This window comes from Acinetobacter sp. NIPH1876, from assembly GCF_022808535.1.
Lineage (GTDB): Bacteria > Pseudomonadota > Gammaproteobacteria > Pseudomonadales > Moraxellaceae > Acinetobacter > Acinetobacter higginsii.
Window position 1 is genome coordinate 77,124 of the sequence record NZ_JALGBR010000013.1, and the last position, 15,593, is coordinate 92,716.

General features: G+C 43.0%; 15 protein-coding genes and 2 pseudogenes. 8 read left to right on the forward strand and 9 right to left on the reverse strand.

Going from position 1 to position 15,593, the window contains the following annotated elements; genetic code table 11:
* The first annotated feature begins 9 nt into the window (after positions 1-9).
* The 7 genes from tssM to MN869_RS15085 all read left to right on the forward strand — a co-directional run bounded on the left by tssM (position 10) and on the right by MN869_RS15085 (position 8,422).
* Positions 10-3,831 carry a type VI secretion system membrane subunit TssM gene (gene tssM / locus MN869_RS15055; protein WP_033133143.1) on the forward strand — a complete coding sequence of 1,274 codons (3,822 nt, stop codon included), beginning with the start codon at positions 10-12 and terminating at the stop codon, positions 3,829-3,831.
* Positions 3,832-3,868: 37 nt separating this feature from the next.
* Complete coding sequence (tagF, locus tag MN869_RS15060) at positions 3,869-4,828, forward strand: type VI secretion system-associated protein TagF (protein ID WP_033133142.1); 960 nt, start codon at positions 3,869-3,871, stop codon at positions 4,826-4,828.
* On the forward strand, positions 4,825-5,598 hold the full coding sequence (locus MN869_RS15065; RefSeq protein ID WP_243308541.1) for an OmpA family protein: 774 nt from the start codon (positions 4,825-4,827) through the stop codon (positions 5,596-5,598). Before tagF ends, MN869_RS15065 begins: the two co-directional genes overlap by 4 nt.
* Positions 5,599-5,631: 33 nt before the next feature.
* Positions 5,632-5,895: a PAAR domain-containing protein gene (locus MN869_RS15070; RefSeq protein WP_004654745.1), complete on the forward strand. Its 264-nt coding sequence runs from the start codon at positions 5,632-5,634 to the stop codon at positions 5,893-5,895.
* Positions 5,896-6,337: 442 nt separating this feature from the next.
* Positions 6,338-7,108, forward strand: a complete 771-nt coding sequence (gene modA / locus MN869_RS15075; RefSeq protein WP_033133140.1) for a molybdate ABC transporter substrate-binding protein — start codon at positions 6,338-6,340, stop codon at positions 7,106-7,108.
* A gap of 4 nt (positions 7,109-7,112) precedes the next feature.
* On the forward strand, positions 7,113-7,808 hold the full coding sequence (gene modB, locus MN869_RS15080; protein WP_033133139.1) for a molybdate ABC transporter permease subunit: 696 nt from the start codon (positions 7,113-7,115) through the stop codon (positions 7,806-7,808).
* Complete coding sequence (locus MN869_RS15085) at positions 7,805-8,422, forward strand: ATP-binding cassette domain-containing protein (RefSeq protein ID WP_033133138.1); 618 nt, start codon at positions 7,805-7,807, stop codon at positions 8,420-8,422. Before modB ends, MN869_RS15085 begins: the two co-directional genes overlap by 4 nt.
* Here the strand turns inward: MN869_RS15085 and MN869_RS15090 are convergent.
* Positions 8,417-8,683 (reverse strand): metal/formaldehyde-sensitive transcriptional repressor, encoded by a 267-nt coding sequence (locus tag MN869_RS15090; protein WP_004805533.1) that lies wholly within the window; start codon positions 8,681-8,683, stop codon positions 8,417-8,419. The genes MN869_RS15085 and MN869_RS15090 overlap by 6 nt on opposite strands.
* A gap of 56 nt (positions 8,684-8,739) precedes the next feature.
* On the opposite strand from MN869_RS15090, the gene dmeF reads away from it, so the two are divergent.
* Positions 8,740-9,687, forward strand: a complete 948-nt coding sequence (gene dmeF / locus MN869_RS15095; protein ID WP_033133137.1) for a CDF family Co(II)/Ni(II) efflux transporter DmeF — start codon at positions 8,740-8,742, stop codon at positions 9,685-9,687.
* Positions 9,688-9,733: 46 nt separating this feature from the next.
* Here dmeF and chrA read toward each other — a convergent pair whose 3' ends face one another.
* The 8 genes and pseudogenes from chrA to MN869_RS15135 all read right to left on the reverse strand — a co-directional run.
* Positions 9,734-11,086: a chromate efflux transporter gene (chrA, locus tag MN869_RS15100; RefSeq protein ID WP_033133136.1), complete on the reverse strand. Its 1,353-nt coding sequence runs from the start codon at positions 11,084-11,086 to the stop codon at positions 9,734-9,736.
* A gap of 2 nt (positions 11,087-11,088) precedes the next feature.
* Positions 11,089-12,012: a chromate resistance protein ChrB domain-containing protein gene (locus MN869_RS15105; RefSeq protein WP_033133135.1), complete on the reverse strand. Its 924-nt coding sequence runs from the start codon at positions 12,010-12,012 to the stop codon at positions 11,089-11,091.
* Positions 12,013-12,118: 106 nt separating this feature from the next.
* Positions 12,119-12,406 (reverse strand): gamma-butyrobetaine hydroxylase-like domain-containing protein, encoded by a 288-nt coding sequence (locus MN869_RS15110; RefSeq protein ID WP_033133134.1) that lies wholly within the window; start codon positions 12,404-12,406, stop codon positions 12,119-12,121.
* On the reverse strand, positions 12,396-13,388 hold the full coding sequence (locus tag MN869_RS15115) for a HEAT repeat domain-containing protein (protein WP_033133133.1): 993 nt from the start codon (positions 13,386-13,388) through the stop codon (positions 12,396-12,398). The genes MN869_RS15110 and MN869_RS15115 overlap by 11 nt, the downstream gene beginning before the upstream one ends.
* A 12-nt stretch (positions 13,389-13,400) precedes the next feature.
* Complete coding sequence (locus MN869_RS15120) at positions 13,401-14,222, reverse strand: ABC transporter ATP-binding protein (protein ID WP_033133132.1); 822 nt, start codon at positions 14,220-14,222, stop codon at positions 13,401-13,403.
* Position 14,223: 1 nt separating this feature from the next.
* Complete coding sequence (locus MN869_RS15125) at positions 14,224-15,066, reverse strand: ABC transporter permease (protein WP_033133131.1); 843 nt, start codon at positions 15,064-15,066, stop codon at positions 14,224-14,226.
* Positions 15,067-15,195: 129 nt separating this feature from the next.
* Positions 15,196-15,396 (reverse strand): annotated as a pseudogene (locus MN869_RS15130) (nitrate ABC transporter substrate-binding protein); the annotation flags it as partial.
* A pseudogene (locus tag MN869_RS15135) lies at positions 15,394-15,585 on the reverse strand (4Fe-4S dicluster domain-containing protein); the annotation flags it as partial. The pseudogenes MN869_RS15130 and MN869_RS15135, both read right to left, overlap by 3 nt.
* Between the last annotated feature and the right edge of the window lie 8 nt (positions 15,586-15,593).

Sequence of the window (15,593 nt, forward strand, 5' to 3'; positions counted from 1 at the left end):
GAGAACTCAATGTATATCATTTTAGGTTATCTGTGGCAGTACATCACGAATCCTAAAGCTATTATTGCTTTATCCTTATTCGTGGCACTGATTTCTTCATACTCGTCTATTCCTCGGCATATCTTTTGGGCATTGGCAGCGACCTATGTATTGGGTTTAATCGTCTATGGTATCTATTGGCTGATTCAAAGAAAACGCCACGCTGAACAAGGTGAAGAACTGGCCAATGCGATTGAGCAAGACAGCCAAGCTGAATATGGTCAACACAAAGACAAAGCCGAGCTACAGTTAATTCAGCAGCAGATGAAAGAATCAATTCAATTGATTCGTAAATCTAAATTGGGTGATAAAAAGGGCAATGCTGCATTGTACGAATTACCTTGGTATATGGTGATTGGTAATCCAGCTGCGGGTAAAAGTTCTGCGATCTATAATTCTGGTTTGAAGTTTCCCTTTGAAGAAACCCATCAGAAAATGGTTTCAGCAGGTTTAAGTGGAACACGAAACTGTGATTGGTTTTTTTCTACAGAAGGGATTTTACTGGATACCGCAGGGCGTTATTCGGTTTATTCCGAAGATCATTCTGAATGGTTGGGCTTTTTAAATATTTTAAAGAAAAATCGTTCCAAAGCACCTGTTAATGGTTTGGTCCTGATTGTTAGTATTGCTGAATTGATCAGCCAGAGTCCTGAGAACTCAATAAAATTAGCCAAAAATCTGCGCGCTCGAATTCAAGACTTAACGGAAAAACTTGAGGTCGTGGTTCCTGTTTATCTGGTCTTTTCTAAAATGGACTTGATTGCAGGCTTTACGGAGTTTTTTGATTGCTATGAGTCGCAAGAATATAATCAGGCATGGGGTGCAACCTTACCTTATGAGCAGAACTCGTCCCAGAATGCAGTGGAATTATTCGAAAAACATTACAGCATTCTTTATGACGGTTTAAAAAGTGTCAGTACTACGCATTTAAGTCGTCGCCATTCGCAGAATATTTCGCCAAGTGTCATGACCTTCCCATTGGAATTTAAAACACTCAAACCTGCGCTAAAAAGTTTTGTCGGCACATTATTTGAAGATAACCCATACCAGTTCCAACCGATTTTCCGTGGTTTCTATTTTACCAGTGCCTTACAAGAAGGTGTGATTGAAAGCCCAATGACGGAGAACATTGCGCAAGAGTTTCAACTGCAGCAAGTTCAGGGCAATGGACAAGACAGCGTAAATGCTTCGCTTGCACCCAACCATGGTTATTTCTTACAAGGTCTATTCTCTAATGTGATTTTACGAGATAAAGATCTGGTGAAACAGCACATCAATCCTGCCAAAAAACGCCAGCGTTATATTGGCTTTATTGCGGCATTGGTTGGGGTTTCTTTGGTCTTGGGCGTTTGGGTCTGGTCATATCGCAATAACCAGCAGTTGATTGCGGATGTACAGGCTGACTTAGATAAAGTGGTGCATCTGGAAAAAACCTCTGGGCAGCAATTATCCACTCAACTCGAAGCCTTATTGATTCTGCAAGAACGCTTGCAACAGCTGGATGAGTTTGATGAGCATCGCCCGCTTAAATTCAGCTTTGGCCTTTACCAAGGCAATCAATTACGCGAGAGCTTAAAAGCCGAGTATTTGAAAGGGATCAAGCAAATTGTTCTGACCCCGACACAGCAAAATATTGCGCAATATTTACAGCGTGTTAAAAACAACGAGGCAACTTTAAAAGCCAATCACGTCAATGTTGAAATCAAACAAGTTGCGAAAACACAGCAGTATTTAGAGCCTTCGGATAGCAATCCACAAGATGCTTATAACGCATTAAAAGCCTATTTGATGATGAGTAACCATGAATATATGGATACCAGTCATTTAAGTGATCAAGTGTCTCGTTTCTGGCGTTCTTGGCTGGATGCCAATCGTGGACAAATGCCGCGTGGTGAGATGATTCAGGATGCAGAGAAGATCCTTTCTTATACCATGACTTTGGCCAATCAAGACGGCTTCCCTGTACTTGAAACCGATGCCCAAGTGGTCGATCAAACCCGTCAAGTTTTATTGTCAGTGATTCGTGGTATGCCCGCACGTGACCGTGTCTATAACGAGATTAAGATGCGTGCAGCGGTACGCTTCCCAGCAGTCACGGTTGGGCAAATTGTGGGTGAACAAAACCGTGCCATTGTTTTAGGTAGCTATGCATTACCGGGTGTGTTTACGCAAAAGGCATGGGATGAGTATGTTGAAAAGGCAATTGATGAAGCTGCGAATAAGCCAACAGACAGCAAAGATTGGGTATTGAATAGTCGTCAATCGGATGATTTAACCTTCTCTGGTAGCCCAGAACAAATCCGCAAACAATTGGTCGCATTGTATAAGCAAGAATATGTGGCGGAATGGAAAAAATTCCTGAACGGCATTTATTATGCCAAAAACGATCAATTTGCTCAGCAAGTGAAGAGTATTGATGTTTTAGGCGAACCACAAAATTCACCAATTCGTACTTTATTACAACGCATTGCAATTGAAACCAACTGGGATAATCCAATTGTACAGGCTGAACTGGCTGTTCCTGAAAAAGGCTTTGTCGCTTGGTTTAAACGTAAAGTTCTAAACAATTCAGATGATAGAGCAGCGGCTCAAGCGATGGATCGTGCCCAAGGTGCAATTTCGCAAGAATATCAAATGTTCTATCAATTGGTACGCAAGCGCGATGATTTACAAGATAAGTCCTTATTCGATGAGTACATGAATAATCTTGCCCAAGTGCGTAGTAAGTTCAATGATCTGAAAACAGCAGGTGAGATTGGTCCAAGTGCTATGGCTTTGGTGAAACAGACTATTAATGATCAAACTTCAGTCTTTAATACCACACAGAAATATGTGGATGAAAAGATGATGGTGGGTCTGAAAGACACCGATCAACAGGTATTACAAAAATTGTTGATGACACCACTGACACAATCATTTGCTAGCTTGATTGTGCCGACTCAGGATGAGTTGAATAAATTGTGGGGTATTCAAGCGTATCAACCATTTAAAACCAATTTGAGCCAGAAATATCCATTTAATTCGGGTGTGACTTTACAGGCCACCAGTAGTGAAATTGGTCAAATCTTTGGTGAGACCGGTAGCATTGCACGCTTTGTAAAAGAAGCTTTAGATCCATTTGTGATTCGCCGTGGTTATGTCTTGACCTCGAAAACATGGAAAGACTTAGGCATTAGCCTAAATCCACAATTTGTGGTGGCATTCCAGCAATATGTGGCACCGATCAATGGCATGGCAACAGGCAGCCTCGATCAACCTGCGGCTGCACCTGTATCCAATCAGTCCAACTTCCAGTTCTATCCATTACCGAACCCGCAATACCTATCGTATACCATTGATATTGATGGTCAGCGCATGGTGTTTGAAAATGGAGTTCAACAATGGGTGAACTTTGTTTGGCCAAATCAGGGAGCAGTTCCAGGCGCACGCATCACGGCAGTTGATTTGGAAGGCAAAACCCATACGATTTTTGAAGAGCCAGGTGAATATGGGATTAACCGTTTGATCGATGCAGCGCAGCGTAAAGAACAAAATGGTAGTTTTGAAATGACATGGACCAGCAAAGCTGAACCATCTTTAACACTGAAAGTGAATTTCCGACTCATTAGTGGTAATAGCTCAGGCAGTATTGGCTCTAGCCGTGGTTATGCAGGCTTGCAACTGGTGGATAAAGTGGTGACAGAGAAAGCGGTACGTGTGGTCTCTGCGCAAGCGACACCTGCGGGGGCTGTAGCAGCTGTCGCTCCAAAACCACAAACGCCAGCGCCTGCCCAGCCAGGAGTAACGCCGTAATGTTAGGGATGATCAGGGAACAGCAGGAGGTGCTTGGATGCAACAAGTAAAAACGACAGCTTTGTACTACGGAAAGACACCCGCTCGTGGTGACTTTCTGAAATCCAAAGGGCAATACGCATTAATCCAGGTACTTGATCAGTGGATTACAGAAGCACTTGAACATGCCATGCGCGTCCCTGAGTTTAAGCAGCGTTATGAGTCTTTGCCTTCTTTGGATTTTTTTATTGCCAATCCTGCCGAGTCGATGTTTTTGGCTGCCAATTTAATTGCCAGCCAAGACAGCTCTGGGCGCGCATTTCCGATGGTATTGAGTCAATTGCTTGAAGTTGAGCAGCCTTATCAAAATTTATTATTGGCGCCGTTTTACTACAAGTCAGTTTTGGTCGATTTATTTCAGCGCAATCGGGTATTACGTAGTATTCGTGATACCAATATTATGCTGGAAAAGCTGAATAACCTACCGAATGTGGTTCAGATTTTCACTGCCGAAGAATGTAATGGTTTTTATGAAAATCACACCATGCATTCCTTTGCCCAATTGATGAAAATCAATGTCTATGAACTGGCACAGAGCATGATCGGATTGGGACTTTTACTGCAACCAATCTTAAAAAATGGTACCAGTCGTTTGAATAAGGTGCTGATCCTACCGATCAATAACGCGATGTACTGCTATGAAATCGCAGCGTTTTGGGTCGGGATGATTGGACGCTTCTTAGGCATCAATAATACTGAAATCCTGATTGGCATCTTGCATCGTGAGGAGCCGATATTGTTCATTGGTTTTCAAGGCGCGGATATCATGGCGCTCAGCGATATTTTTACTCAAAACATGCAGAGCGAGCACTGGGTATCCTTAATCCAAGCACAATGGATTGATGCCTATCTGGAGCAGAATGCAGGCCTTGCTACACTCGAACAATCACTTTGTCAGCGTCAGTTGAGCCTTAACCAAGGTTTGAAGCTGTTCAGACAAACTTTTTTAGATGAATGAATATGAGAAATAATCCGAAATCTATCTGGGCAAGTTTACTGTTTGGCTTATGTGTTATAGGTCAAAGCCATCTAGTCCACGCTGCACCGATTGTGGTGGAGGGTGTAGTGCCCAATGAGGAGAGCAAGCAGGCAATCTTGGTCAAAATGCAGTCTGTTTATGGTGTAGATCAAGTCGTGGACAAAATTCAGGTGCGCCCAGTTTCAGCGCCGAGCGGCTGGAGTGATTCAGTGACCCGTGTCATCACTCCTGATCTAAAGAAGATTTCACAAGGGCAACTGAGAGTGAAAGGAACTCAGGTCGATTTAACCGGTAAAATGACCGACCCAAATCAGATTCAGCCGACCACCAGCAGTTTTCAGGCTTTGGTCCAACAACCGTATCGATTCAATGCACAACTTTCAGTGAATCAGGCCGAGCAAAAAATCATTGACGATGCTTTGAAGAACCGAATCATTGAATTTGAATCAGGTAGTGCCATTTTGACTGCGGCAGGACAACAGATTCTGGATGAAATGGCAGTGGCGTTAAATAAGGTGGGTGGCAAGAAAGTCAAAATTATTGGGCATACCGATAGCTCTGGTGATGCCAATAAGAATACGGTATTAAGTCAGCAACGTGCTGCAGCGGTACAAAGTTACTTAGTCAGTAAAAGTATTGCTGCAGATCGTTTAAATACCGAAGGTAAAGGTTCAAGTCAACCTGTTGCAGATAATGCGACTGCAGACGGTCGTAAGAAAAACCGCCGCATTGAATTTGAAGTACTTTAATCATTCATAAATCCAAATGTGAGGGATGTGATTATGGCAACACCGTATATTGTTGTTGGTTGCCCAACCACAGGTGGTGGGCAGGTCATCAGTGGAAATAGCAGCTTTCTCATAGAAGGTATTCCGATTGCTTGTGTTGGGGATAAGGCTACTTGTCCAAAACATAAAACTGTGGCGACGATAGTCGCTGGTGATCCGAATATGCAAGTGATGGGTAAAGCCGCCGCTAGAGTGAATGACCCATTATCTTGTGGCTGTAAATTATTGCCGAAACAGAACTTAGCCGTTAGAGGTTAAGGCATGGTTTAAGCTTCAAATCTCGTAAAAGCTTAAAAATCATTTGGCATATCTTTTGCTAAAACAGCAATAGGGTAGCGATCTAGGCTATCTTTAGAAATAGACAAAGGCGTCTATTCAGCATCATTTGGTTGGTGTTTGGATAGGCGTTTTTTTATTTTGGAAAGCAAAATATGGCTAATCGCTATATTTTTCGGTAAATAACGATTGAGTGAATGTTTGATTGATCGCTTATGTCGGAATTTATATGGAGATGCACTAAATTGGTGAAACACTGATTTTTTGCACCAAATGATGATCATGGTACATATGATTAGATCATTGAGGTTCTAAATACGCAGATGATGGATTAAGGATAACAACACTGGCGAATTGTTATTTTTAGTGTATCTTTATTAAGCGATATATTTTTAAAAACATATCGAAATTCGAGGACAAAACAATGCCAACAATGATGAAAAAAACCTATCTCTGTGCTGCCGCTTTCGGGGCGAGTTTATTGATGCAGACCCACGCAGTAGCCGCGGACGCAATTACAGTGTACGCAGCGGCAAGCTTAACCAATGTAGTGAATGAACTCGATGCAATCTATGAGCAAAAAAATAAAATTGAGGTCAAAACCTCTTATGCAGGGTCTTCAACCTTAGCCAAGCAAATTGAGGCGGGGGCGCCTGCTGATGTGTTTATGTCAGCCGATGTGCAATGGATGGACTATTTACAGAATAAACAGTTGGTTGCGCCAACTGATCGCATGAATTTACTGGGCAATCGACTGGTTGTCATTACGCCTAAAGAGCGTCCGATTAAATTAAAAATGGATAAAAGTTTTGATCCAACTCAAGTGATTCAAGGCAAGCTGTGTACTGGGGACACCAAGAGCGTACCCGTCGGGAAATATGCTAAACAGGCGTTGACCTCACTAGGGTGGTGGGACAAAGTTCAACCACGATTGGTTGAAACGGAAGATGTACGTGCTGCCTTAAACTTTGTAGCGCGTGGTGAGTGTCAGGTGGGGATTGTGTATGCGACGGATGCTGCCATCAGCAAAGATGTGGTTGTGGCGGGTATCTTTCCCGAAAATACGCATCCACCAATTATTTATCCCGTGGGTTTAACCAAGAAGAATGCGGAATCGGTCAAATTCTATAAATTTCTACAAAGCGGACAGGCAAAAACGATATTTAAAAAATATGGGTTTAGCGTGTTGCAGTAACTAAATGATGATCTTAAGCCCTGAAGAAATTGAAGTTCTCAAGCTGTCCTGCAAAGTGGCAGCAGCGTGTCTGGTGTTTAGCTTAATTCCTGCAACTTTAGTGGCTTGGGTATTGGCCCGCAAAGATTTTTGGGGAAAGTCACTATTTGAGACCTTGGTGTTCTTACCTTTGGTTTTGCCACCTGTCGTGCCCGGCTACTTATTGCTGCAATTGTTTGGTAGTCGGGGACTGTTGGGGCAATATCTTGCCCCGCTGGGTTTAGAGTTTGCTTTTAACTGGAAAGGCGCGGTATTGGCATCCGCGGTGATGGGCTTTCCTTTATTGGTACAATCGATTCGGTTGGCGATTGAACTGGTCGATCAACGCTTGGAGCTGGCAGCGAAAACCTTGGGTGCATCTTCCTTTGGGGCGTTTATGCAGGTGACATTACCGCTCGCCAGTAGTGGTATTTTGGTCGGTGCTATTTTATGTTTTTGCCGAAGTTTAGGTGAGTTTGGTGCAACGATTACCTTTGTTGGCAATATTGCTGGCGAAACCCGTACTTTACCGTTGGCAATGTATAGTTTGATGCAGCAACCCGATACCGAAGCCGCGGTATGGCGATTGATTATCCTGTCTTTATCGGTGGCATTCTTTGCCTTATGGTTTGCGCAGTGGTTCAATCGTTATCAGAGAAATAAGCGTGGATATTCAACATGATTGATTGTCATATACAGCTACAGCAAGGGCAATTTTGTCTGGATCAACGCTTTCAATCTGATCAGTCGGTGATTGGTTTATTTGGGGCTTCAGGTTCGGGGAAAACCTCCATATTACACAGCATTGCAGGCTTAATCCGACCTCAATCGGGCTGGATTAAAATTCAGCATCAGACTTGGTTCGATCAAGGTCAGAATATTCATCTCAGTACGCAACAGCGCCGTGTTGGTTTGGTCTTTCAGGATGCGCAATTGTTCCCACATAAAAATGTCAAACAGAATTTACTGTTTGGTTTTAAGCATATTACGCCACAACAACGTCAGTTCGAAGTGGACTATATTGTAGAGTTGCTGAAATTGGCGCATTTGCTGGAACGTATGCCGATTAAGCTCTCTGGGGGAGAAAAACAGCGAGTGGCTTTAGGACGAGCCTTACTGTACTCGCCACAATTGCTGCTTTTAGATGAGCCACTGTCTGCACTGGATACCGCGCATAAAGCCGAGATCATTCCATTTTTTCAACGCGTTAAACAGGAAATCAAGATCCCAATGTTGTATGTGAGTCATGATCATTCCGAGCTTGAACAATTGAGTGACACCATTTGGTATTTATAGATAGCGTTGTAATAAGGTGAAAAACTTTTCGACTTCTTCCTCATCGACATGATCAGCACCTTTTAATACATGTTCTTTTAGGTGTTGTTCGATCAATTGGTTCATTAAACCATTTACCGCACCTTTGACTGCTGCTACCTGCTGTAGAACTTCTATGCAAGAACTGTCAGGATTTGTGATTGATTTCTCGACTGCTGCGAACTGTCCTTGAATCCGCTTAAGACGATTTAAAATTTTCTTATCTTGATGGAGGTGAGACATACTTTTTTTCCTAAAAAAATATATACTAGGGGGAGTATATTGGAAGACTAAAATAAATGCAGCATAGTAACCTAGAACGACGTCATTCTCATCAGTTTGATCAAGGAAATCCCTTGGCTCAAAAAAGAATTTTAATTGCCACCATTCTGACCGCAGTGATGATGGTCTTGGAAATTCTGGGCGGCTGGTTTTTTAATTCAATGGCTTTACTTGCCGATGGTTGGCACATGAGTTCACATATGCTGGCCTTGGGACTGGCTTATTTTGCCTATCGTATGGCGCGACATTATGCACAGGATCAACGCTTTAGCTTCGGTACATGGAAAATTGAAATCTTGGCAGGGTATAGCAGTGCGATTTTACTGATGGTGGTGGCACTGTTGATGGGGATTCAGTCACTTGAGCGTTTATTTAATCCTGTCACCATTCATTTTAATGAAGCAATTCCCATTGCGATTGTGGGGCTGATCGTCAATCTAATGTGTGCATGGTTACTACATGATGGGGGACATGAGCATCATCACCATCATTCACATCATCACTCTCATGGTGACGCAGATCATCACGGCCATGATCATCATCATGATTTGAATCAAAAAGCAGCTTTTTTACATGTGGTTGCTGATGCTGTCACTTCGGTGCTCGCGATTATTGCCTTATTTGCGGCCAAATATTTTGGCTGGAATTTCTTAGATGCTTTGCTTGGGATCGTCGGCGCATTACTGGTTGCAAAATGGTCTTGGGGGCTGATGCAGGAAACAGGAAAAACTCTATTGGATGCTGAAATGGGGCATCCTGTGGTTGAAGAAATACGTGAGGTGATTGCCCAGTTTGCACAGGTTGAAATTACTGATCTACATGTATGGAAGGTCGGGAAAGGCAAGTTCTCTTGTATTTTAGGATTGGAAACCACCATGACTGATCTCAATCCTGATCAGGTTAAAGCGGAATTGACGATTCATGAGGAAATTGTGCATGCCTCAGTCGAAATTCATCATATTTAAGCTAGAACTTCATCGAGTAGCGTTTTGAGCTACTCGATATATTTAATTATGCACCAATATATAAAATGAGACCGCAAAAGGCCGATGCAAAAATTACATATAACACATTGAGCTGAAATTTGAATAAAGCAATCAATGCTGCAATGGTAATAAAGGCCGCTTCATAATTAAAAGCATGATCAAAACCATTTGGCCAGAGCACATGATAGCTAAAGAATAAGGCCAGATTTAAAATTACCCCGACCACAGCAGCGGTAATCGCAGTAAGTGGTGCGGTAAATTTCAGTTCATTATGTGTAGATTCGATAATTGGTGCACCTGCCAGAATAAACACAAAGGAAAATAAGAAGGTAAACCAAGTCACGATCACCGCACCCATTGCGCCTGCTAAAAATAGCTGATCAGCACCCAATACAGCATGGTTATAAGCACCCAAAAAACCAACAAATGCCACCACCATAATCAATGGACCAGGAGTACTTTCACCGAGTGCCAGACCATCAATCATTTGGGTTGGACTTAGCCATGCATAATGATTGACTGCACCTTGGTACACGTAGGGCAGAACTGCATAAGCACCGCCGAAGGTCAGTAAGGCTGCTTTGCTAAAGAACCACGCCATTTGAGTATAAGCATGTTGCCATCCTAATCCTAGAGTCAAAAGCAGCATCGGCACAAACCATAGGAACGCAGCAATGATCAGGATTTTGGCGAGGTTGCTCCAGCGGAAAATGGCATGGGCCGGCGTCGGTGTATCATCATCAATCAGGGCGGTCCCATAACTTTTGTGGTTATTTTGATGGGAAGCCTGAGCCGTAAATAAATCGGGCTTTTGCTTACTCAGTACATAGCCTGATATTGCAGCTGCTAACACGATCAGGGGGAAAAGGACATTAAACATGAAGATGGCAATAAATGCGGCAGCAGCAATACCCCATAAAAATGGATTCTTTAATGAGCGACTGCCAATACGATAAGTCGCATGAAAGACAATTGCCGTGACCGCAGGTTTAATCCCATAAAACAAGCCTGCAATGATGGGGACATCACCAAACTGCACATAAATCCATGACAGGGTAATCAGGATAAATAACGAGGGGAGAACAAACAGAATGCCTGCTACAAGCCCACCCGTAGTTCGATGCATGAGCCAACCAATATATGTGGCGAGCTGTTGTGCCTCAGGACCAGGGAGTAACATGCAGTAATTCAGCGCATGTAAGAATCTTTTTTCAGAGATCCAACGTTTATTTTCAACTAGTTCTTGATGCATTACTGCAATTTGTCCAGCGGGTCCGCCAAAGCTAATAAATCCTAATTTCAGCCAGAATAAAAAAGCCTGCCAGAAAGGGACAACGGGTATTGGCTGATCGAGTACATGGTTTTGTTTTTGTTGCATGATTATTCTCGAGAAAAATTGGTATATAGGCCATCAAAAACATAATTGGAAAGTTCAAGTAACTGATCATCATCCGTAATTTTAGCTCTTAAACCTTGAATGACTTTTTCAATCCCGATTGCTTCAGGTGGCTCCACACCACCGACATCGAGAAAATGCACAATTTCCGCAATATGCTTTAAAGCAGATTGTTGATAAAGGTCAAAGCTGTGTAATAAGGTTTCAAACGTGACCCAATGATCAAGATGGCTAAAGCTCGCACCATCAAAATCAAAACCCAAGGCTGTAGCAGGACAATCGTTGGGTGTGTCTAACCAAATGAAGGTTGCATCAGGATCAATAAAATTTTGGATCAGCCAGGCGGAAGCTAAACGATCAATCCATGGGCGTTTTCTTGTGGCCCAAATTCTATTCTGAAAGTCCTGTTTGCGTAGTACTTGAATGTCACTGTGTAGAGCATGGGGTTCATCGGTTTCGCCAAAACGTAAAATGCTCTGTTCAACCGCATTCAGTTCCCGAATAGTTTGCTGCTTTGCCTCGGTTGGGAAATAGTCAATTTCAATTAATGCATCAAGCTGTTTACGTAATTTACGAATCTGTTTAAGAAGCTCTTTTTTATTGGTCTGATTTAACTCCTGTCGAAGTTGTGTGAGTTGTTGATAGAGCGCATCGTATTCTTCTTTTCGGTTAAATAGCTGTATCAGATCCAGATTTTCTGCGGCAATGGTCTGAAATAGATAGGCACTGCCATTTTCTGTAATTAAATCCTCAGCAATCGCATCAAACTTTTCTGAATGTTGCTTAGGTAAAGCATAAACACCATCGCGTAGTGTTGCAGCACCACTGGCTTTCAGTGCTCTCCAAACTCGCATACGCGTTGTCGTGTTCTGGGTTGGCAGGGATGAAATGAGTAAGGTTATTTTCATGTAATATACTCAACTTATTTGTTAAATATATTACACATAAATTTTATTTTATAAATCTAAAAATTTCATATCGTTTGAGGGTTTATACATAAGTCATTTGAATGTTTCATGACGAATTCAACGTTTTTAAAAAAGCCCAAGGGAAAATCCCTTTGTCATGTCCATCATCAAAACAGATCTGAATCCCATAACCTTGTGAGTAGATGGCAGAGATGGCAACATGATCTGGATATTGAACATCTTGTTGCCGTAGACGCTTTGCTCGACAAAACCCACAAGGGCAGCTGGCTCTCAGCTGAGCATGGCTAAACTCCTTTTCTGTACCATCCTCCCATGAAAGAAAGAGGCGTTGCTGTTCGATATCGACGTTCAGTTGGTGAGGTTCAAGTGACATATTGTCTCTCCTGAATCAGTGCCAGTCCAATACGAATCGATTTACGTACTTCTGGATCTGGGTCTTCGGCATGTTGTAATAAAATATGCTGAGCTGATTCACCGCCAATTTCACCTAAGGCAATCGCGACTTCTTTGCGTAGGTTGCTGATGTCATGCTGGAAATTTTCTTGGAGTTTGGCAATTGCAGCTTTTGATCTAAGGCGTCCTAAGCTGCGTGTAACAGCAATCCGAACTTGCCAATAAGTATCATCCAGTTGCTGTAAAAGCGGTTGTTCTAATTCAAGGACTTTTAATTTTCCAATGGTCAAGGCAGCTTCGACCCGTAGTTGCCATGCCTCAGCAGTGAGAGAACTGTGTAAGGCCGATAAAATTTCGGCTGTTGACGTGTGAGTTGCCGCCAAGCCACCTGTGGCGATACGACGGATTTCGTTATCAACATCATGCTGTGCGATCTGTGCCAGCGTTACTAAGCCTTCCTGTTTCTGCAACCAGCTCAGGGTGCTCACAGCTTCTTTACGTACTAAGGGATTGCCATGCTGAACATGTTCGAGGATGGCTTCAAATAACGGTTCAGCCCGTAGCTCCTTAATTGCTCTCAAAATTGCAGCAAGGACAAAGTCATCATGATGCTGCAAATATGTCGCCAGATGATGGGCAGATTCAGCATGTTTAATTTCACTTAAGCTTTGTGCTGCTGCAACACGCACATTTTCATGTGGATCACTCAAAGCTTGAGCCAAAGTATGTAAAGATGTCGCATCCTCCCATCCTTCTAAACGAATAGCAGCTCGCTCACGTACTTTGCTTGCTGGGTCATGTAACACTGCGTGCTGTAACCAAGCCAATAATTCTGTTTGTTCCTCATCGGCAATATTCATAATTGCGACAAAGCGGATATTTTCATCATCCTGATTAAGCTGAAACAGATAATCAGCATAATCCTCATCAATATCCGTCAGGACTGGGTAGTTTAGATTCATAGTTTATTGTTCCTAAACGGCGACTTTCTGATTTAAGCCGAGGGGGTTTAACCGACTCAGTTCAGCTTGAGTAGCGTGTTTTAATACCTGAATGCAATGTTTCTTGATTTGGGTAAATTCAGTCGAGGTCACCAGATCAACATGTCTTGGACGGGGGAAATCCAGTTTGATTTCTTCAATAATACGTCCCGGACGATGGCTCATGATCAAGACCCGATCTGCCAGAAATAAAGCTTCATCAATATCATGGGTAATGAACAGCACTGAGGTTTGAACGCTTTGCCAAATTTCAAGCAGCAGTTCCTGCATCTTTAAGCGGGTTTGCGCATCCAGTGCACCAAAGGGTTCATCCATTAGCAATACACGCGGTTGATTAATCAGCACCCGTGCAATTTCAACCCGTTGTTGCATACCACCTGATAATTCAGCGGGATATTTATGTTCAAAGCTTTTTAAGCCGACCAGTTCAATCATTTGTTGGGCTTGTTCTCGTCTTTGGGCTTTAGAGATGCCTTTCATTTTTAAGCCAAAGCACACGTTCTCTAGCACACTTTTCCATGGAAATAGGGTGTGTTGCTGAAATACCAAACCACGATCAGAAGAAGGTTTTTCAATGGCTTTTTGGTCCAGCAACATGGTGCCTGAACTAATCGGCAAATGGCCTGCCAGTGCACCGAGTAAAGTTGATTTACCGCAACCCGATGGCCCAAGCAAACACACAAACTCACCCGCCTGAAGATCAAAAGAGACATGATCCAAGGCTTGAAAGCGTTGTTTGTCTTGCCCAAGGTGTAGGTTGATATTGTGTAAATGGATATGACCGTATTGATTCATGTTATGCCTTCCTTAACTGGTACCATGGGGTAAGTTTTTTGCCGAGATAACGCAGAAAAGCACTGCTGAACATACCTAATGCACCGATTAACAGCATGCCAACAATGATGTCTGCATAATTTTGCAAGGTGAAGGATTCCCAAGTGAAATAGCCGATACCGAGCTGACCAGAGATCATTTCAGCCGTAACCAGACAGAACCAGCAAGTGCCCATGCCAATGGCTAAACCCGTGGTGATACTGGGTAATGAACCTGGAATAATCACTTCGTACAAAATGGCAAACTGACCCGCACCTAGACTTTTTGCGGATGCAATGAGGCGTTGATCAACCGCCTCAACCCCGTGAATGGTATTGAGTAAGATTGGAAATAGTGCACCTAAAAAGGTAATAAAAATCATTGAGGCTTCTGAGGAAGGAAACATCAGAATCGCCAAGGGAATCCATGCCACGGCTGGAATCGGACGCAAGATTTCTAGCGGTGGCATCAATAGGGCTGCCAAGGTTTTGGAATAACCAATCAATAATCCGAAAAGGACACCGACCACTGCGGCGAGTAAGAAGCCAATCAACACTCGAGTGATACTGGCTTTGACATGGGCAAGGGCAGTATCCAGTTCGCCAAAAGCAAGCAGCGACTGAATAACATCTCGTGGCGAAGGCACATTGGCAAAGTTGATCAGTCCCAAATTTAAATGGTACTGCGAGGCCAGTTGCCAAAACACAAGACTGAATACCAGTGACACGGCACTCAAGCTGTATGAAATCACTCGGCTTTTTGAGAATATCAGCACAGGGCGGATTGCCTTAGACTGAATTGGTTGGGTATCCGCTAAACTATTCATATTTATTTCTCCTGAATCTCAAAATTCCCCCTAAATCCCCCTTTAAAAGGGGGACTTTTCACGAGTCTAAAGACTGACTAAGATTCGTGAGGCTCCTCCCTTGCTAAAGGGAGGTTGGGAGGGATTTGATCACTTCACCAGCTTTTGGGCATTATTAAAGTCATAGACTTTACCGCCATGTGTTTTGGCCCAATTGTTGGCATCTCCACGCAGTAAGAAGGCACTGATCTGACCGTTTTTATCGGTGGCATACCATGCCAGATTGGCCAGTAATTTGATTTTTAAATTACGGTCTTGGTTGTAGATCACACGGATATTTTTACCGCTCTCGCATGGCATGCAATACCAACATTCATCAAACTGCATATAGGCTTTTTTACTTTCTGGATGAATCGCCAATAAATCCATTGGGCAAACATCAACACAGACGGTACAGCCTTTGTCCGCAATACATTTATCTTCATCCACCAACACAGGTGCGGCAGTGCGGTGGGCAATTTCTTTAAAAATAAAAGCCATGTGATGTT